This is a genomic window from Thermomonas sp., from assembly GCF_041905325.1.
GTDB lineage: Bacteria > Pseudomonadota > Gammaproteobacteria > Xanthomonadales > Xanthomonadaceae > Thermomonas.
In genome coordinates, this window is the sequence record NZ_JAYRLK010000006.1 from 16,256 (window position 1) to 33,487 (window position 17,232).

Annotated in this window: 17 protein-coding genes; 3 read left to right on the top strand and 14 right to left on the bottom strand. The window is 69.2% G+C overall.

The genetic code is table 11. The annotated features are described in order from the left end of the window. Positions 1-5: 5 nt before the first annotated feature. The 8 genes from ACE3OK_RS08100 to ACE3OK_RS08135 are packed head-to-tail and all read right to left on the bottom strand — an operon-like array spanning position 6 to position 8,383. Complete coding sequence (locus ACE3OK_RS08100; protein ID WP_374249033.1) at positions 6-1,136, bottom strand: NAD(P)/FAD-dependent oxidoreductase; 1,131 nt, start codon at positions 1,134-1,136, stop codon at positions 6-8. Between the two features lie 8 nt (positions 1,137-1,144). Next, the gene (locus tag ACE3OK_RS08105; protein ID WP_374249034.1) at positions 1,145-1,663 is read right to left on the bottom strand and encodes a beta-lactamase hydrolase domain-containing protein; all 519 of its coding nucleotides are present in this window, start codon (positions 1,661-1,663) and stop codon (positions 1,145-1,147) included. Further along, on the bottom strand, positions 1,660-2,019 hold the full coding sequence (locus ACE3OK_RS08110; protein ID WP_374249035.1) for a carboxymuconolactone decarboxylase family protein: 360 nt from the start codon (positions 2,017-2,019) through the stop codon (positions 1,660-1,662). The genes ACE3OK_RS08105 and ACE3OK_RS08110 overlap by 4 nt, the downstream gene beginning before the upstream one ends. 16 nt (positions 2,020-2,035) lie before the next feature. After that, positions 2,036-2,479: a thioredoxin TrxC gene (gene trxC / locus ACE3OK_RS08115; RefSeq protein WP_374249036.1), complete on the bottom strand. Its 444-nt coding sequence runs from the start codon at positions 2,477-2,479 to the stop codon at positions 2,036-2,038. After that, positions 2,476-5,712, bottom strand: a complete 3,237-nt coding sequence (locus ACE3OK_RS08120) for an efflux RND transporter permease subunit (protein ID WP_374249234.1) — start codon at positions 5,710-5,712, stop codon at positions 2,476-2,478. Before ACE3OK_RS08120 ends, trxC begins: the two co-directional genes overlap by 4 nt. A 10-nt stretch (positions 5,713-5,722) precedes the next feature. Continuing rightward, entirely contained in the window at positions 5,723-6,814 is a 1,092-nt protein-coding gene (locus tag ACE3OK_RS08125; protein WP_374249037.1) for an efflux RND transporter periplasmic adaptor subunit, read from the bottom strand. 23 nt (positions 6,815-6,837) lie between these two features. Next, positions 6,838-7,053, bottom strand: coding sequence for a DUF2892 domain-containing protein (locus tag ACE3OK_RS08130; RefSeq protein ID WP_374249038.1), 216 nt, complete (start codon positions 7,051-7,053; stop codon positions 6,838-6,840). A 40-nt stretch (positions 7,054-7,093) separates the two neighbouring features. Further along, entirely contained in the window at positions 7,094-8,383 is a 1,290-nt protein-coding gene (locus ACE3OK_RS08135; protein ID WP_374249039.1) for an NAD(P)/FAD-dependent oxidoreductase, read from the bottom strand. Positions 8,384-8,540: 157 nt separating this feature from the next. Here ACE3OK_RS08135 and ACE3OK_RS08140 point away from each other — a divergent pair, with 157 nt between their 5' ends. Beyond that, entirely contained in the window at positions 8,541-8,840 is a 300-nt protein-coding gene (locus ACE3OK_RS08140) for an ArsR/SmtB family transcription factor (RefSeq protein ID WP_374249040.1), read from the top strand. Between the two features lie 3 nt (positions 8,841-8,843). Here ACE3OK_RS08140 and recG read toward each other — a convergent pair whose 3' ends face one another. The 6 genes from recG to ACE3OK_RS08170 all read right to left on the bottom strand — a co-directional run bounded on the left by recG (position 8,844) and on the right by ACE3OK_RS08170 (position 15,726). Further along, the gene (recG, locus tag ACE3OK_RS08145; RefSeq protein ID WP_374249041.1) at positions 8,844-10,937 is read right to left on the bottom strand and encodes an ATP-dependent DNA helicase RecG; all 2,094 of its coding nucleotides are present in this window, start codon (positions 10,935-10,937) and stop codon (positions 8,844-8,846) included. An 18-nt stretch (positions 10,938-10,955) separates the two neighbouring features. Then, a complete protein-coding gene (locus tag ACE3OK_RS08150; RefSeq protein ID WP_374249042.1) occupies positions 10,956-11,339 on the bottom strand; it encodes a RidA family protein in 384 nt (127 codons plus the stop codon). Positions 11,340-11,425: 86 nt separating this feature from the next. After that, positions 11,426-13,597, bottom strand: coding sequence for a bifunctional (p)ppGpp synthetase/guanosine-3',5'-bis(diphosphate) 3'-pyrophosphohydrolase (locus ACE3OK_RS08155; RefSeq protein WP_374249043.1), 2,172 nt, complete (start codon positions 13,595-13,597; stop codon positions 11,426-11,428). A 98-nt stretch (positions 13,598-13,695) separates the two neighbouring features. Beyond that, positions 13,696-13,995, bottom strand: a complete 300-nt coding sequence (gene rpoZ, locus ACE3OK_RS08160) for a DNA-directed RNA polymerase subunit omega (RefSeq protein WP_374249044.1) — start codon at positions 13,993-13,995, stop codon at positions 13,696-13,698. 116 nt (positions 13,996-14,111) lie between these two features. Next, positions 14,112-14,729, bottom strand: a complete 618-nt coding sequence (gmk, locus tag ACE3OK_RS08165) for a guanylate kinase (protein WP_374249045.1) — start codon at positions 14,727-14,729, stop codon at positions 14,112-14,114. A gap of 133 nt (positions 14,730-14,862) precedes the next feature. Next, positions 14,863-15,726, bottom strand: coding sequence for a YicC/YloC family endoribonuclease (locus tag ACE3OK_RS08170; RefSeq protein WP_374249046.1), 864 nt, complete (start codon positions 15,724-15,726; stop codon positions 14,863-14,865). 66 nt (positions 15,727-15,792) lie between these two features. Between ACE3OK_RS08170 and rph the strand changes: the two genes are divergently transcribed. Then, positions 15,793-16,536, top strand: coding sequence for a ribonuclease PH (gene rph / locus ACE3OK_RS08175; RefSeq protein WP_374249047.1), 744 nt, complete (start codon positions 15,793-15,795; stop codon positions 16,534-16,536). A gap of 13 nt (positions 16,537-16,549) precedes the next feature. Further along, positions 16,550-17,128 carry an RdgB/HAM1 family non-canonical purine NTP pyrophosphatase gene (gene rdgB, locus ACE3OK_RS08180; protein ID WP_374249048.1) on the top strand — a complete coding sequence of 193 codons (579 nt, stop codon included), beginning with the start codon at positions 16,550-16,552 and terminating at the stop codon, positions 17,126-17,128. Positions 17,129-17,232: the final 104 nt, after the last annotated feature.

Sequence of the window (17,232 nt, forward strand, 5' to 3'; positions counted from 1 at the left end):
AGCGGTCAGCGATAGCGGCGCAGGTAGCGTTTCTCGAACGCGGACTTGGCCCAGTGCATCGCCCGCAGCGGCGGCAACGCGCGTGACCCGCCGGCCTTGCGGGTGACCAGCAGGCCGCGGTCCAGCGTATCCACGATGCAGACCAGCTCGGCGGCGAACGCTTCCTCCACCGGCTCTCCCCGCAGGGTGCGCAGCAGGTTGCGCGCGGCCACCTCCGCCTGCAGGTCGGCCTGGTGCGCCTGCTTGGGCAGCCAGTCCGGGCCGGGGAAGCTGCCGCCGTCGCCGGCGACGAACGTGCGGTCGAAGCCGGGCACGCGGCACTGCGCATCGCCCTGCACGAAACCGCCCGGCGAGCGCGGCAGCGGGGTGTCGTCCAGCCACGCCTGCCCGGTCAGCCCCGGCATGAACAGGGTCATGGCGCTGTCGATGCGGGTGCGCTCCAGCTGCACCGCGTCGGCCTCGAAGCGCTGCGGTTTCTCGCCCAGCACGGTGTCGATGCCGCGCTTGCGCAACTCGCCCAGGATCAAGCCGACGGCCTTGTCGCCCAGCCGCTGGCCCGGCTTTTCCGACGGGCTGAAGAACACCAGCCGGAAGCGGTCGCGCCGGCGCTGCTTGCGCAGCAGGGTCTCGATGCCGAACGCGAACTCGAACATCGGGCCGCCGCGCATGGCGATGGGTTCGTTCGGGTTGCTGCCGAAGCCGAAGCAGAGGGTGCCGCCGTCCAGCGCGGCCAGCCGGTCGCGGATCGCCTCGCCGGCGTCCACGCCCGCGCAGGGAATGATGGCGTGCTCGATGCCGGGCAGCTTGCGCAGGAAGCGCGCGCCGCTGGCGATGACGAGGCCGTCGTTGGCGACGTCGCCGGCGTCGGTGTGCAGCACGCGCGCGTCCGCCGACAGCCCGGTGGCGCGCGCACGATGGAAGCTGATGCGTTCACGGCGCAGGAAGTCGTCCAGTGGCACCACCAAGTCGGCACGGCTGCGCAGGCCCGAGGGAATCCAGATCGTGCCCGGCAGGTAGTGCAGCTCAGCACGCGGCGCAACCAGCGTCAGCGAGGCGTCGGGTGCGTGCCTGCGCAGCGTCCGCAGGGCGGTCAGGCCGGCGAAGCCAGCGCCGACAACGGTGATGCGTGCGCCCATCTCGCCCCCTACTCCGCGATCCCCAGCGCCTGCCGGAGCTTGCCTTCCAGCCCGGTGACGCCGGACGACTTGCCGATCTCCAGCGCGCGCGGCGCGGCGACGCCGTCGAAGTCGCGCTGTTCCAGAGCCAGCAGCGTGCCGGCGCGGTTGCCACTGGCGCAATGCACCAGCCCCCCGCCGCCATGGGCCGGCGCGAGCGCCGCATGCAGGGCGCGCGCATTGGCCGGATTGATGCCGTTGGCGCCACTGACCGGGAGTTCAATGTAGCGCAGACCCGCGGCGCGCACTTCGGCCGCCTCGTCGCGATCCTTGAGCTCCCCACGCGTGCGCAGGTTGATCACGGTGCGCACGCCGCGCGCCTTGATCGACTGCCAATCGCCGACCGCGGGTTGGCCCGCGGTGTACAGCCCCGGCAACGGCTGGAGCAGCGCCACCGAGGTCGCCGCCGGCGGGGCATGCGCGCAGCCGGTCGCCAACGCGGCCACCAGCAGCGCTACGGGCAGCGCCATTCGCAGACGGGGGCTCATGCCTGCGCCTCCCGTGACGGCGACAGCTCGTCGAAGGCGCGCAGCGCTTCGGCGGCGTAGATCATCGACGGGCCCGCGCCCATGTAGATCGCCATCGACAGGGTCTCGAGGATCTCTTCACGGGTCGCACCGGCCTTGATCGCGGCCTTGGCGTGGAAGCCGATGCAGCCGTCGCAGCGCACCGCGATGCCGATTCCCAGCGCGATCAGCTCCTTGGTCTTCACGTCCAGCGCACCGGGCTTGAGCGCTTCGCGGGCCAATGCGGAAAAGCCCCGCATCGGGTCCGGCGCCCCCTCGCGCAGCGTGCCGATGGCTGCGTTGAGGTCATCGATCAGGTCGGGAAAGGACTGGCTCACGGAAACACTCCTGCAATCAAAGGTTCTGGCGGGTCCAACGGATGATATCGGCCGTGCCCATCGCGCCCGACTGGCGCGCAAGCTCGCGGCCCTGCCGGAACAGGACCAGCGTGGGGATGCTGCGGATGCCGAAACGCCCACCCAGCGCCGGCTGCGCCTCGGTATCGAGTTTGGCCAGCCGCACCTGCGGCTCCAATTGCGCGGCGGCGGCCTCGAACTGCGGCGCCATCATCCGGCACGGGCCGCACCACGTCGCCCAGAAATCCACCAGCACCGGCAGGTCGGCGCGCTCGACATGCGCATGGAAGCCCGCATCGTCCAGCGCCAGCGGATGCGCTGCGAACAGTGCAGCGCCGCATTTGCCGCACTTCGGTGCCTCCGCCATGCGCTCCTGCGGCACCCGGTTGAGCCCGTTGCAGCGCGGGCAGGCAACGACCAGCGCCGTCGATTCGGTTGTCATGTCGCCTCCTGCGCGGGCAGCGCGCGCCGCTTCAACACGTAATACAGCAACGGGATCACCACCAGCGTGAGGACGGTGCTGACCAGGATGCCGAAGATCAGCGAAATGGCCAGGCCGTTGAAGATCGGATCGTCCAGGATGAAGAACGCGCCCAGCATCGCCGCCACACCGGTCAGCACGATGGGCTTGGCGCGCACCGCGCAGGCATCGATCACCGCCTCCACCAGCGGCACGCCGCGTTCGGTCTCCTGGTTGATGAAGTCCACCAGCAGGATCGAATTGCGGACGATGATCCCGGCCAGCGCGATCATGCCGATCATGCTGGTGGCGGTGAACTGCTTGCCCAGCAGGGCGTGGCCCGGCATCACGCCGATCACGGTGAGCGGGATCGGCGCCATGATCACCAGCGGCACCAGGTAGCTGCGGAACTGCGCGACCACCAGCAGGTAGATCAGCACCATGCCGGCGGCATAGGCAATCCCCATGTCGCGAAAGGTTTCATAGGTGATCTGCCACTCGCCGTCCCACTTCACCGCATAGTCGCTGGTATCGGCCGGCTGGGTGATGAACGTCTGCGCCAGCGTCTGGCCCGCGACCTTGTGGTCGCCGAGCTGGCCGACGATGCCGAACATGCCGTACAGCGGGCTGTCGAGCTTGCCGGCTTCGTCCGCGGTCACGTAGACCACGGGCAAGCCGTCCTTGTGGTGGATGGCACCGTCCCACGTCGCTTTCTCCACGCGCACCAGCTCGGAGAGCGGCACCAGCTGGCCCTGCGCACCGCGCACCTTCAGGGCCAGCAGCGAGGCCAGCGCGGCCTGGTCCTGCGCCGGCAGGCGCAGGCGCACCGGGCGCGGATACTTCGAGGCGCCGTCGTGCACGTAGGTGGCGTCCAGCCCGGACACGCCCATGGCGATGGCGTCGGCGATGGCCGACTGCGGCACGCCCAGGCGCGCGGCGCGCTCGCGATCCACCACGATCTGCTCGCGCGGCGCGGCGGCCTCCACGCTGGTGTCGACGTCGACGATGCCTTCGGTAGCGGCGAAGCGCTCCTTCGCCAGCGCCAGCGCGACCCTGCGCTGGCCGGCGTAGTCGGGCCCGTACACCTCCGCCACCAGCGGCGAGAGCACCGGCGGACCCGGCGGCACTTCGACCACCTTCACCGAGGCGCCGTACCGCTTGCCCACCTGCGCCAGCATCGGCCGGATCGCCAGCGCGATCTCGTGGCTCTGGCGCTTGCGGTGGTGCTTGTCCACCAGGTTCACCTGCAGGTCGCCGACATTGCTGCCGCTGCGCAGGAAGTACTGCCGCACCAGCCCGTTGAAGTTGATCGGCGCGGCGGTGCCGGCGTAGGCCTGGTAATCCAGCACCTCCGGCACGGTGTCGAGTTTTGCGGCCAGCTCGGCCAGCAGCGCGTTGGTCTGCTCCAGCGTGCTGCCCTCCGGCATGTCCACCACCACCTGCACCTCGGACTTGTTGTCCAGCGGCAGCATCTTCAGCACCACCAGCTTGAACACCGCCAGCGACGCGGCCAGCACCACCAGCCCCGCCATCGAGGCGAACAACAGGGTGCGCTTGCGGCCGGCGCCGGCGCCGCGCAGGAACGGCGACATCACCCGCTCGAACAGCCGGTGCAGCCAGCCCGCCTGCCCGCTCTCATCGGGAGCGCCTTCGTGGGCGTGCTCGCCTGCGGCCGCATGCCCGTGACGGGACAGCAGCTTCAGCGACAGCCACGGCGTCACGACCAGCGCGATGGCCAGCGACAGCAGCATGCCCACCGAGGCGTTGATCGGGATCGGCCGCATGTACGGGCCCATCAGGCCCGACACGAACGCCATCGGCATCAGCGCCGCGATCACCGTGAAGGTGGCCAGGATGGTGGGGCCGCCGACCTCGTCCACCGCGGGCGGGATCGCCTCGCGCAGCGACTTGCCGTCGCGCGCCATGTGCCGGTGGATGTTCTCCACCACCACGATGGCGTCGTCGACCAGGATGCCGATCGAGAAGATCAGCGCAAACAGGGACACGCGGTTGAGGGTGAAGCCCATCACCTTGGAGGCGAACAGGGTCACGGCCAGGGTCAGGATGACCGCGGTGCCGACCACGATGGCCTCGCGCCAGCCCAGCGCGAACAGCACCAGCAGCACCACGCTGGCGGTGGCGAAGACCAGCTTCTGGATCAGTTTCTGCGCCTTGTCGCTGGCGGTTGCGCCGTAGTCGCGGGTCACGCTGACGTGCACCCCGGCGGGGATCAGTTCGCCCTGCAGCTGGGTGATGCGCCCGGCAATCGCGGTGGTGATGTCGCTGGCGTTGCTGCCCGGCTTCTTGGCGATGGCCAGGGTGACCGCCGGGGTGGTGCCGGCCTGCGGGCCCGCGCGCCCGGCGGGCGCGCCGTGCCAAACGTAGCGGGTGGCGATGTCGCCGCGCGGCGCGATGGTGGCCACGTCGGACAGCAGCAGCGGCTTGCCGTCGCGGCTGCCGATGACGAGGTTGGCCACGTCGTCGGCGGTCGCAAGGTACGCACCCGCCGTGACCGGCACCGCGCCCTGCGCCGCGTCCACGCGCTCGCCCGCCTGGTGCACCAAGTTCGCCGCCTGCAGCGCCTGCGCGAGGTCGTTCGCCCCCATGCCGTAGGCCGCCAGCTTGGCCGCATCCAGCGTGACCAGCACGCTGCGGTCCGGCGCGCCGATGGTGGTGATGTCGCGGGTGCCCGGGATGCGCTTGAGCTCGGCTTCCAGCGTATGCGCCACCTCGGCCAGCCGGCTGGCATCCATCTGCGGATCGTCGCTCCACAGGGTCAATGCCATGACCGGCACATCATCAATCCCCTTGGGCTTGACGATGGGCTGGCCGACGCCGGCACGGGCCGGCAGGAAATCGGCGTTCGAGAACACCTGGTTGTACAGGCGCACCAGCGCCGGCTGGCGTTGCACGCCCACTTCGAATTCCACCGTCAGCACGGCCATGCCGGGCCGGCTGATCGAATAGACGTGCTTGACGCCCTCGACCTCGGACAGCTTCTGCTCCAGCGGGGTGGAGACCCACTGCTCGACGTCGCGGCTGCTGGCGCCGTCGAACGGAACGATGACGTTGGCCATCGTCACGTCGATCTGCGGCTCTTCCTCGCGCGGCGTGATCATCACCGCCAGCAGGCCCAGCAGCAGGCCCATCACCGCCAGGATCGGCGTCAGCGGGTTGCTCTGGAACGCCGCGGCCAACCGGCCGGAGATCCCCATGCGCGCGTCCTTATTCACGACCGGCCTCCGCCGCCTTGCGCTGCGCGGCCAGTGCCTGGACGGCGGCGACCGGGTCGCGCGCCACCACGTCGCCGGCCCGCAGGCCCGAAATCACCTCGACGGTCTCCCCGCTGCGCGCGCCGAGCCGCAGCTGGCGCAGCAGCAGGCGCCCGTCCTGCACCACGTACGCGCCGGACAGCTCGCCGCGCTGGGCGACGCTGGCCGCGGGGATGCGCACGCCGCCCGCGGCTTCGCCCGGGTCGATGGCATCGGCGGCGAACACGACCTTGGCGGTGGTGCCCGGGGCGGGTGCCGGATCCCGCACAGGCAGGGTCACCCGCACGTTGACGCTGTGGCTGACCGGATCGGCCGCCGGGAACACCACCACGTCCACAGGCACCACGCGCTCACCATTGGCCAACACCACGGTAGCCACCGGATTGCGGCGGATCGCCTCGGCGCGGCTCTGCGGCACGGCCACTTCGATGCGCAGCGCGTCCGGCGCATACACGCTGACCAGCGGCATGCCCGGCGCGACGGTTTCGCCCGGCTCGACGTCGCGGCGCGCCACCACGCCGTCGTATGGCGCACGCACCACGGTGTAGGCCGCCTGCTGGGCGGCCTGCGCGACCACCGCGGCGGCGGCGTTGCGGGCGGCCACCGCCGCATCGCGGGCGGCGCGGGCCTGGTCGATCTGCGCCTTGGACACGTATTGCGCATCGGCCAGGGCGGCATAGCGCCGGTAGTTCTGCTGGGCCTCCGCGGCGGCGGCCTCCGCCGCCCGCAGCTGCGCGCGGGCCGCGGCGGCGCCGGCGTCCTGCTCCACCGCGGTGATCCGCAGCAGCACGTCGCCGGCGCGCACCGGCTGGTTCACGTCCACCAGCACGGCCTGCACGCGGCCCGCCGTCTGCGCGGCCAGGTCGGCGCGGCGGACCGCTTCGACCACGCCGTCCCAGCCACGCCCCGGCAACGCGCCACTGGCGGCCACGGTGAAGGTGGCCAGATCGCCGGGTAGCACCGGCGTGGCTGCCGGTTTTTCGCCACCGCAGGCAGCCAATGCCAGCAGGGCGGGCAACAGCAGGGGCCGCATCGTACGCATCATGTATTCACCCTCCGGCAGCAACGTCAGCAACGACTGCACGTAGTGCCATTACCGCGGCCGATGCCGAGCTTCTTCATCACCATCGCGGCGGGACAGAAGCCGGTGAACGCGGACTGGAACAGGTTGGCACCGATGAACACGGTCATCCAGAAGAACGCGGGGTGCACGAAATGGGTCAGGGCCACGCTCACCAGCACCATCACGCCGGCAAAGGCTTGTACGGCTCGATCGAGGGTCATGGGAATCTCCTTGGGTTGTGTGTGTTGGTGGAATGCAGGATCAGGATGAACGCTTCACGTCCTTCAGGCGCTCGATGCCGAGCAGGCCGAGGATGTGCTTTTCGTAGATCGGCTCGCTGGTGCCGTTGCGCATCTTGTAGAGGAAGTACTTCTCGAAGCCGATCTTGGCCAGGTGCACCCACTTGCCGATCTTGGTCCAGGTGACGTTGCGCGGCGGGATCTGCGGCAGCGCCACGAAGGCCGCGCCGGTGTCGCCCATGTCGGCCAGGCACACGGCGTTCCAGGTGCCCTCGAAGTTGGGCGTTTCGCCCTTCAGCTCGGCCTGGATGTTGCGCACGATGGTGGTGACCATCGACTCGATCATGAAGCCGGTCTTGGGCGCACCGGTGGGCACCGGGGTCGCTTCCACCGGCGGGATCGCCACGCACACGCCGGCCGAGAAGATCTTCGGGTACTTCGGGCTGCGCTGGTGCTTGTCCACGATGACGAAGCCGCGCGGGTTGCACAGGCCCTCCACCGCGGCCACCGCCTCAACGCCCTTGAACGCCGGCAGCAGCATGGAGAACTTGAACGGCACCACCTGCGGCTCCAGCGGCTGGCCCTTGTCGTCGTGCGGCACCACGGTCATTTCGCCCTCGCGGACCTCCGCCACCTTGGCGTTTTCGATCCACTTGATGTGGCGCTGGCGCATCTCCGATTCCATCAATCCCTTGGAATCGCCCACGCCGCCCAGGCCCATGTGGCCGATGTACGGCTCGCTGCTCACGAACGTCATCGGCACCTTGTCGCGCAGCTTGCGCTTGCGCAGGTCGGCGTCGACGATCATCGCGAACTCGTAGGCCGGGCCGAAGCAGCTAGCGCCCTGCACCGCGCCGATCACGACCGGGCCGGGATTTTGCAGGAAGGCCTGGTAGGCCTCCCACGCATGCGCGGCGTGCGGGGTGGTACAGACCGACTGGGTGAAGCCGGCGTCCGGGCCGGTGCCGGGCACTTCCTCGAAGGCCAGTTTCGGGCCGGTGCAAACCAGCAGGTAGTCGTAGCCGATGCGCTCGCCCTTGCCGGTGATAACTGCATCGCCGGCGGCATCGATCTGCGCCACGCCACTGCCGTCGAAGCGGATGCCGTGGCGAGCGACGTGCTCGGCCACGTTCAGGCTGATCTCCTCCTGCTTGCGCCAGCCCACCGCCAGCCACGGGTTGGACGGCGTGAAGCCGAAGCGCTCGCCGTTGCCCACCAGCACGATGTCATGCCCCTTGCCCAGCGTTTCGCGCAGCTCGTAGGCCGCACTCATGCCGCCCAGCCCCGCACCCATCACCACGATCCTGGCCATCGTCCACCCCCGGTCTGTCGAATCGACATGCGTAAATTAGCAGTTGCTTATATTAGTGTCAACTGATATAAAATCAATACCCCAACTGCAACCCGCTCGAACGATGCGCGCCCCCCCTCCTGCCGCCAAGCCAACCCCCGCGATGGACCCAGAAGCGATGCGCCTGCACGCCGGCGATGCCGCGCAACTGCTGCGCGCACTGGCCAACGACAAGCGTTTGATGCTGCTGTGCCTGCTGGTGGACGGCGAGCGTTCGGTGGGCGAGCTCAATGCCAAGGTGGCGCTGAGCCAGTCGGCGCTGTCGCAGCATCTGGCGGTGCTGCGCAACGACGGGCTGGTGACCACCCGGCGCGAAGCGCAGACGATCTACTACCAGCTTGCCGACGGCCCGGCGCAACGCATCATCGAAACCCTGCACGGGATCTACTGCGGCGCGCAGCCCGCCTGCACCACGTAAGCCTCAGGCGGCGGCGTAGCGCGCGGCGCCGCCCACCCAGCGGGCAACCACCGCGCCGGCGACGTCCGGCGTCTCGTGCAGCAGGCGATCCGCCAGTGCATGCACCTGCGGCAGCAGATCGGCATCGCGTGCCAGGTCGGCAATGCGAAAGCCGGCAATGCCGGTCTGGCGGGTGCCCAGCAATTCACCGGGGCCACGCAGTTGCAGGTCTTTTTCGGCGATCAGAAAGCCGTCGTTGGTCTGCCGCAGGGTGTCCAAGCGCTGCCGTGCCATCGCCGACAGCGGCTGCTGGAACAGCAGCACGCAACTGGACGCCGCGCTGCCGCGCCCCACCCGCCCGCGCAACTGGTGCAATTGCGCCAGCCCCAGCCGCTCGGCGTTTTCGATCACCATCAGCGAGGCGTTGGGCACATCCACGCCCACTTCAATCACGGTGGTGGCCACCAGCAGATCGATGCCGCCCGCCTTGAATGCCAGCATCGCCGATTGCTTGTCGGCCGGCTTCATCCGCCCATGCACCAACCCGACCCGCAGCGCCGGCAATGCCGCCTGCAAGGCCTCGAAGGTGGATTGCGCAGCCTGCGCCTGCACCTCGTCGGAGTCATCGATCAGGGTGCAGACCCAATACGCCTGCCGGCCTTCGGCGCAAGCCAGGCGGATGCGTTCGATGAGCTCCGGGCGACGCTCGGCGGCCAAGGCCACGGTGGTGACAGGGGTGCGCCCCGGCGGCAGCTCATCGATCGCGGAGACATCCAGATCGGCATACGCACTCATCGCCAAGGTGCGCGGAATGGGGGTGGCGGTCATCACCAGCTGGTGCGGCACGCCCTGGCGGCCCTTGTCGCGCAGCGCCAGCCGCTGGTGCACGCCGAAGCGGTGTTGTTCGTCGACGACGGCCAGCGCCAGGTCGTGGAAGGCCACACCTTCCTGCATCAGCGCATGCGTGCCCACCACCACCTGCGCCGCACCCGAGGCCACCGCCTCCAGCACCTGCGCCCGCGCCTTGCCGGTCACCTTCCCCGCCAGCCAGCCCACCCGCACGCCGATGCTGTCCAGCCAGCCGCGCAGATTGTGGAAGTGCTGTTCGGCCAGCAATTCGGTGGGGGCCATCAGTGCCGCCTGGCGGCCATCGGCCACCGCCAGCAACGCCGCCATCGCCGCGACCACGGTCTTGCCGCTGCCGACATCACCTTGCACCAGCCGCAGCATCGGCCGCGGCTGGCGCAGGTCCTCGCGCAATTGCGCATACACGCGCGCCTGCGCCCCGGTCAGCGCGAACGGCAAGGCGGCTTGCAATTGCGCCACCAGCCGCTCATCGCCACGCAACGCACGCGCACCCTCGGCTTGCAGCGCCAGCCGTTGCCGTCGCAGGCCCAGTTGGTGGGCCAACAATTCTTCCAGCGCCAAGCGCCGCTGCGCCGGGTGCAAGCCACCTTGCAGTGCCGCCACGTCGGCATCGGCGGGCGGCGCATGCAGGGTCACGATGGCCTCGCGCAGCGAAGGCAAACCGCACTGTCGCAGCCAATCCGGCGGCAGCAACTCCAGAGCTTCGGCAGCAGGCAGGTGTTGCAAGGCCTGCACCACCCACTTGCGCACACTGGCCGGGCCCACGCCCTCGATCTCCGGATACACCGGATCCAGCGCCTCACCCAGCGCATGCTCGCCTTCGCCCAGCACGCGATAGGCCGGGTGCACGATCTCCAGCCCATGCTGGCCCGGACGCGGGGTGCCGTAGGCGCGGATGCGCGTGCCCGGCGCGAACTGCGCCACCTGCGACGCGCGGAAATGGAAAAATCGCAGCACCAGCGTGCCGCGCGCAGCATCGGCGATTGCCACCCGCAGCATCGGCCGATAGCGGAAGCTGCGTTCCACCGCCTCCACCCGCCCTTCCACCTGCGCCGCCACGCCGGCCTGCAACGCATGGATCGGCGTCAGCCGGGTACGGTCCTCATAGCCACGCGGCAGATGCAGCCACAGATCCTGCACCGTCACCAACCCGCGCGCGGCCAGCTTTTCGCGCAGCGCGGGGCCCACGCCGGCCAGACTGGAAAGCGGGGCATCCGCACCCGCGATGGCTTGGAAACGGGCGGCCGGCATCGGAACGGCGCGACGCCCTTATCCGAGCACCATCAGCGCATCCACCTCGAACGCGGCACCCTTGGGCAGGGCCGTGACCTCGATGGTGGAACGGGCCGGATACGGCTGGCTGAAGTACTCGCCCATCACCGCGTTGACTGCGCCGAACTGCGACAGGTCGGTGAGGTACAGGCCGACGCGGACGACATCATCCAGCGTGCCGCCGGCGGCAACGCACACCGCCTTCAGGTTGTCGAAGGCACGCCGCGCCTGCGCCTCGATCCCGCCTTCGACCAGGTTGCCGGTGGCCGGGTCCAGCGGGATCTGGCCACTGAAGAACACCATGTTGCCGGCACGGGTGGCCTGCGAATACGGGCCGATGGCGGCCGGGGCGGCATCGGTATGGATGGCGGTGCGGGGCATGGCGACTCCTCTCGGTGAGTTGGGAAACGCCTCATTGTAGGGCGGAGCCTGCTCCACCAGCACGGTACGGAGGCAACCCGCCACGCTCAGCAGCGCTGCACGTCCTGCACCACTTGCAGGCGGCGCACGCCGCGAATCACTTCGGCCAGGTGGCGGTCGTCGGTGACATCGATGGCAAACCGCAGTACCGCGATGTTGCTGTCGCGCTCCAGGTACTCCACGCGATCGATGTTGGACTCCGCGTTGGCGATGGCGGCGGCGATCTGCGCCAGCACCCCCGGGCGGTTCTCCGCCTCGATCCGGATCGCCACGCTGAAATCGCCGGAAACCTCGCGGTCCCAGCCGATCGCCACCCAGCGCTCCGGCGACTTGCGGTATTCGGACACGTTCGGGCATCCCATCCGGTGCACGACGATCCCCTTGCCGGCGGTGTGGTAGCCCATGATCTCGTCGCGCGGGATCGGCAGGCAGCACTGCGCGAAACTGATCACGCCGCGCTCGCTGCCGGTGATGAGGATGCGCTCCTGCGGCGCGCCGGCCGCCGGTTGCCCGTTGCTGTGCTGCTGCGCCAACGCCAGCGCCACCTGCGAGGGCATGCGATTGCCCAGCGCGATGTCGGCCAGCATCGATTCCAGCCGCGGGTAGCGGTTGTCGGCCAGGAACGCCTCCACGCGCTGCATCGGGATGCGGTCCAGCGCGGTGCCCTGCGCGCCCAGCGCGCGATCCAGCATGTAATGCCCCAGCTGCACCGCGTCCTCGTGCTCCAGCTGCTTGAGCTGCTGGCGGATCGCGGTGCGCGCCTTGCTGGTCACCACGAATTCCAGCCACTGGGTGGACGGCACCGCCGCCTTGGCGGTGATGATCTGCACCGTCTGCCCGCTGACCAGCTTGGTGCGCAACGGCGCCAGCCGCTTGTCCACGCGCGCGGTCACCGCATGGTTGCCGACGTCGGTATGCACCGCGTAGGCGAAATCCAGCGCGGTGGCATTGCGCGGCAACGACAGGATGTCGCCCTTCGGCGAGAACAGGTAGACCTCGTCCGGGAACAAATCGACCTTGACGTTTTCCAGGAACTCCAGCGACGAACCGGTGCCCCGCTGGCTTTCCACCAGGTTGGCAATCCACGCCGCCGCCCGCCCCTGCGCGCTGTTGCCGCCACCTTCCGCGCCGATCTTGTAGGCCCAGTGCGCGGCCACGCCGCGCTCGGCGATCAAATCCATCTCGCGGGTGCGGATCTGCACCTCGATGGGCGACCCGTAAGGACCGAACAGCACCGTGTGCAGCGACTGGTAGCCGTTGGCCTTGGGGATGGCGATGAAGTCGCGGAAGCGCCCGTCCAGCGGCTTGTAGACGGCGTGCACCACACCCAGCGCGTGGTAGCAGTCGGCCACCGAATCCACCACCACCCGGAAGCCGAACACGTCCATCACCTGGGTGAAGCTGCGCCCCTGCGCGTGCATCTTGGTGTAGACGCTCCACGGCGTCTTGATGCGGCCCACCAGGCGATGCTCGAGTTTTTCCAGCGCCAGCCGCTGCGCCAACCGCGCCTCGATCTGCGCCAACGCCTCGCGCCGCACCAGCGGGGCGCTGCGAATGCGCTTGGCGATCACCGCGTGCCGCCACGGATGCAATGCCTTGAAGCCGAGATCCTGCAATTCGGCCTTGATCAGGTTCATGCCCAGCCGCTGCGCGATGGGCGCGTAGATGTCCAGCGTCTCCACCGCGATCCGGCGTCGCGACTCCGCCGACTTCGCCCCCAGCGTGCGCATGTTGTGCAGGCGGTCGGCCAGCTTGATCAGGATCACGCGCAGGTCGCGCGACATCGCCAGCAGCATCTTGCGGAAGCTCTCGGCCGCCGCCTCCTGGCGATCGGCGAAACTCACCTTTTCCAGCTTGGTGACGCCATCCACCAATTCGGCCACGGTCTCGCCGAACTGCGCCGCCACGTCGACACGAGTCAGCGGGGTGTCCTCGATGGTGTCGTGCAGGATCGCCGCCACCAGCGTTTCCACGTCCAGCCCCTGCTCGGCCAGCACCTGCGCCACCGCCACCGGGTGGGTGATGTAGGGCTCACCGGACTTGCGGGTCTGCCCCGCGTGCGCGGCCGCACCCACCGACCATGCACGGCGCAACAGCGCCTTCTGCTCCGGGGACAGGTAAAACGCCGCCCGTTCCAGCGCCTGCACATAGTCCGGCACCGCATCCGCAACGGATGCGGGGGCAGGCGGGGGGGCAGTTGCAGGATCGCCGGGCGTCATGCGTCGAGCCTAACCTTTGCCGTGGCATGGCCGCAAACGGAAAACGGCCCCGCAGGGCCGTTGTTCGATGCTCGTGCCGACATGCACGCCAGGCAGGATCAGTCGTCGCCTTTCATGTCGTCGTCGCCGGCCACCACTTCGGCAGCCGCCCACTCCAGTGCCTCGCGCTCCTTGCGTTCGCGTTCGGCCTTTTCCACCGCATCGATGAAATCGGTGTCGATGGCGCGGGCCGCGATCTCGCGCAGTGCCAGCACGGTGGGCTTGTCGTGGGCCTCGCTGTTGTCCAGCTTCGGCTCCACGCCGCCAGCCAGCTGGCGCGCACGCTTGGCCGCCATCATCACGAGTTCGAAGCGGTTGTCGACCACCTGCAGGCAGTCTTCGACGGTAATACGGGCCATGTCTGTCCTGCGGCCACGGCCGCGCGATGGTTCAAGGAACCGCGAAGTCTAATCAAAATGTCAGCGCACCGCAAGCAGATGCCTTGCAAATCAGAAACTTAGCCATCCCGCCCCGCTCACGGCGTTCCCAGCAGCTCTCCCAGCAGCGTCGCATGCCGTGCCACCTGGGCGTCCTTGCGCAGCCGGCTGGCGGTGAAGATGCTGCACATCTCGGCCACCGCGACCTCGAACACCTCGTTGACGATCACGTAGTCGAACTCGCCGTAATGGCTCATTTCCTCGTGCGCGGCGGCCAGCCGCTGCTGGATCACCGCTTCGGAATCCTGCCCGCGCTTGCGCATGCGCTCTTCCAGCGCGGCGCGCGAGGGCGGCAGGATGAACACGCTGACCGCATCCGGGATCATCGCCCGCACCTGCCGCGCGCCCTGCCAGTCGATCTCCAGCAATACATCGCGCCCCTGCGCCAGGTGCGGCTCCACCGACTGCCGGGCGGTGCCTTTCCAGTCGCCGTGCACGCGCGCGTGTTCGAAGAAATCGCCGGCAGCCACCATCGCCTCGAACTCGGCCGCACTGACGAAGTTGTAATGCTCGGCGTGGCGCTCGCCCGGACGCGGTGCGCGCGAGGTGAACGAGATCGACAGACGGATGCCCGGATCACGTGCCAGCACGGCGTTGACGATGCTGGACTTGCCGGCGCCCGACGGCGCGGCGACGATGTAGAGGGTTCCGCGCATGCTCAGGCCCACCTGTTCAAGGATTCGGCACGGGGATATGCCGACGTCGGCGCGAAGCGTCGGCGCAGCGGCCCGAAAACCGCGCTTTTCGGGCCGCGACGCGAAGCCGCGGCAGGATGCCCGGTCTTCGCGCTCATTCGATGTTCTGGATCTGCTCGCGGATCTGGTCGATCAACACCTTCAACTCCACCGCCGCATTGCTGGTGCGCGCATCCACCGACTTGCTGCCCAGGGTGTTGGCCTCGCGGTTGAATTCCTGCAGCAGGAAATCGAGGCGTCGGCCCACCGGTTCCTTGCCGCCCTTGAGGATGCGGCGCAGTTCGACCAGGTGGCTGTCGAGGCGGTCCAGCTCCTCGTCCACGTCGAGCTTCTGCAGCCAGATCACCAGTTCCTGCTCCAGGCGGCCGGGGTCCGCCGGCTGCGCCAGGTCGGCCAGCCGCGCTTCCAGCTTGGCGCGCTGGCCGGCGCGGATCAGCGGCACCAGCGTGCGCACCTCGGCGGCGATCCCGGCGATGGCCTCGGCGCGCTCGCCGATCACCTGCGCCAGCTTGCCGCCCTCGCGCTCACGCGCGGCGATGAAGTCATCCAGCACCGCGTCCACCACCACCAGCGCCTCGCGCTGCAGCGCGTCCGCGTCGAGTCCGCGCGATTGCAGCACGCCGGGGAACTGCAGCAGCTCGGTGAACTGCACCTGCAGGCTGGGAAAGCCGGCGTCCAGCCGCTGCGCCAGCGCCGCAAGCCTGCCCACCAGCGCCTCGTCCACTTGCAGCGCATCGCCGGCAACGGTCGTGCGCAGGCGCAGCACCAGGTCGAGCTTGCCACGCGATACGCGCGCGGACACGCGCTCACGCAGCGCGGCCTCGAATGCGCGCAGCTCGTCGGGAAGGCGCAGGCCCAGTTCCAGGAAACGGTGATTCACCGCGCGAAGTTCGCCGGAAAGCACGCCCCATTCGGTGCTGCGCTCGCCGGCGGCGAAGGCGGTCATGCTGCGGATCATGCGGAATTCCAGTGCCTGCAAAGTGCGAATGGTAATCTAGCGCCCCATCGATTTCCGGTTTTCACCATGGCCTTTGCCCGTCCCAGCGGTCGCAGCGCGGACCAGCTGCGCGTCGTTTCCATCCAGCGCGGCTTCACCCGGCACGCCGAAGGCTCGGTGCTGGTGAGCTTCGGCGACACCCGCGTGCTGTGCACCGCCAGCATCGAAAACAAGGTGCCGGGTTTCCTGCGCGGCAAGGGTGAAGGCTGGATCACCGCCGAATACGGCATGCTGCCGCGCGCCACCCACACCCGCAGCGACCGCGAGGCTGCGCGCGGCAAGCAAGGTGGGCGCACGCTGGAAATCCAGCGCCTGATCGGCCGCAGCCTGCGCGCCTGCGTGGACCGCGCGCTGCTGGGCGAGCGCACCATCACCCTGGACTGCGACGTGTTGCAGGCCGACGGCGGCACCCGCACCGCCGCCATCACCGGTGCCTACGTGGCACTGGCGGATGCGGTGCAGGGGCTGATCGACCGCCGCGAACTCAAGCTGCCGGCCAATGGCCGCGTGCCGATCGTGGGTGCCGTGGCGGCGGTATCGGTGGGCCTTTACCAGGGCGTGCCGGTGCTGGACCTGGACTATGCCGAAGACAGCGCCTGCGACACCGACATGAACGTGGTGATGAACGACGGCGGCGGCTTCATCGAATTGCAGGGCACCGCCGAGGGCCATGCATTCCGCCGCGACGAGCTGGACGCGCTGCTGGCGCTGGCCGAGAAGGGCTGTGCCGAACTGTTCGCCGCGCAACGCGCGGCGCTGGGGCTGGCGTGAAGCCGGCCGCCCGATGAAGCTGGTTCTCGCCAGCGGCAACGCCGGCAAGCTGGCCGAGCTGCGCGAATTGCTCGGTGCAGGCTTCGAGCTGCACGCGCAGTCCGAATTCGGCGTGGCCGATGCCGAGGAAGCCGGCCTGTCCTTCTTCGAGAACGCCATCCTCAAGGCCCGCCACGCCGCCCGCGCCACCGGGCTTGCGGCGCTGGGCGACGACTCCGGGCTGTGCGTCGATGCGCTGCATGGCGCGCCCGGCCTGTATTCCGCCCGCTATGCCGGCCGCCACGGCGACAGCGAAGCAAACATCGACAAGCTGCTGCGCGAACTCGACGGCGTGCCTGACGAAAACCGCAGCGCGCGCTTCGTCTGCGTGCTGGCACTGGTGCAGCATGCCGACGACCCGCTGCCGCTGGTCGCCGAAGGCCGGTGGGAAGGCCGCATCCTGCCTGCGCGCAGCGGCAGCGGCGGCTTCGGCTACGACCCGGTGTTCTTCTCGCCAGCGCACGGCTGCAGCGCGGCGGAGCTGGCACCTGCGGTGAAGAACCGCGACAGCCACCGCGGGCTGGCGCTGGCAACACTGCGCGCGAAATTGTGATCCCCCTGATTCCGTCATTCCCGCGCAGGCGGGAATCCATGGACCTTGTTGTTCAATGCGGTAACGCCCTTGGATTCCCGCCTGCGCGGGAATGACGATCAAAA

What these genes read in the sequence shown, in the direction of transcription:
- recG (WP_374249041.1), bottom strand. Translation starts at nt 10,937, where the DNA reads ATGCCGGCCGCCCGTTTCCAAGCCATCGCGGGTGCGGATGCCCCGCTT.
- ACE3OK_RS08140 (WP_374249040.1), top strand. Translation starts at nt 8,541, where the DNA reads ATGCGCCTGCACGCCGGCGATGCCGCGCAACTGCTGCGCGCACTGGCC.
- ACE3OK_RS08100 (WP_374249033.1), bottom strand. Translation starts at nt 1,136, where the DNA reads ATGGGCGCACGCATCACCGTTGTCGGCGCTGGCTTCGCCGGCCTGACC.
- gmk (WP_374249045.1), bottom strand. Translation starts at nt 14,729, where the DNA reads ATGCGCGGAACCCTCTACATCGTCGCCGCGCCGTCGGGCGCCGGCAAG.
- ACE3OK_RS08150 (WP_374249042.1), bottom strand. Translation starts at nt 11,339, where the DNA reads ATGCCCCGCACCGCCATCCATACCGATGCCGCCCCGGCCGCCATCGGC.
- ACE3OK_RS08125 (WP_374249037.1), bottom strand. Translation starts at nt 6,814, where the DNA reads ATGATGCGTACGATGCGGCCCCTGCTGTTGCCCGCCCTGCTGGCATTG.
- rpoZ (WP_374249044.1), bottom strand. Translation starts at nt 13,995, where the DNA reads ATGGCCCGTATTACCGTCGAAGACTGCCTGCAGGTGGTCGACAACCGC.
- ACE3OK_RS08105 (WP_374249034.1), bottom strand. Translation starts at nt 1,663, where the DNA reads ATGAGCCCCCGTCTGCGAATGGCGCTGCCCGTAGCGCTGCTGGTGGCC.
- ACE3OK_RS08135 (WP_374249039.1), bottom strand. Translation starts at nt 8,383, where the DNA reads ATGGCCAGGATCGTGGTGATGGGTGCGGGGCTGGGCGGCATGAGTGCG.
- rdgB (WP_374249048.1), top strand. Translation starts at nt 16,550, where the DNA reads ATGAAGCTGGTTCTCGCCAGCGGCAACGCCGGCAAGCTGGCCGAGCTG.
- ACE3OK_RS08155 (WP_374249043.1), bottom strand. Translation starts at nt 13,597, where the DNA reads ATGACGCCCGGCGATCCTGCAACTGCCCCCCCGCCTGCCCCCGCATCC.
- ACE3OK_RS08120 (WP_374249234.1), bottom strand. Translation starts at nt 5,712, where the DNA reads ATGGGGATCTCCGGCCGGTTGGCCGCGGCGTTCCAGAGCAACCCGCTG.
- rph (WP_374249047.1), top strand. Translation starts at nt 15,793, where the DNA reads ATGGCCTTTGCCCGTCCCAGCGGTCGCAGCGCGGACCAGCTGCGCGTC.
- trxC (WP_374249036.1), bottom strand. Translation starts at nt 2,479, where the DNA reads ATGACAACCGAATCGACGGCGCTGGTCGTTGCCTGCCCGCGCTGCAAC.
- ACE3OK_RS08130 (WP_374249038.1), bottom strand. Translation starts at nt 7,053, where the DNA reads ATGACCCTCGATCGAGCCGTACAAGCCTTTGCCGGCGTGATGGTGCTG.
- ACE3OK_RS08170 (WP_374249046.1), bottom strand. Translation starts at nt 15,726, where the DNA reads ATGATCCGCAGCATGACCGCCTTCGCCGCCGGCGAGCGCAGCACCGAA.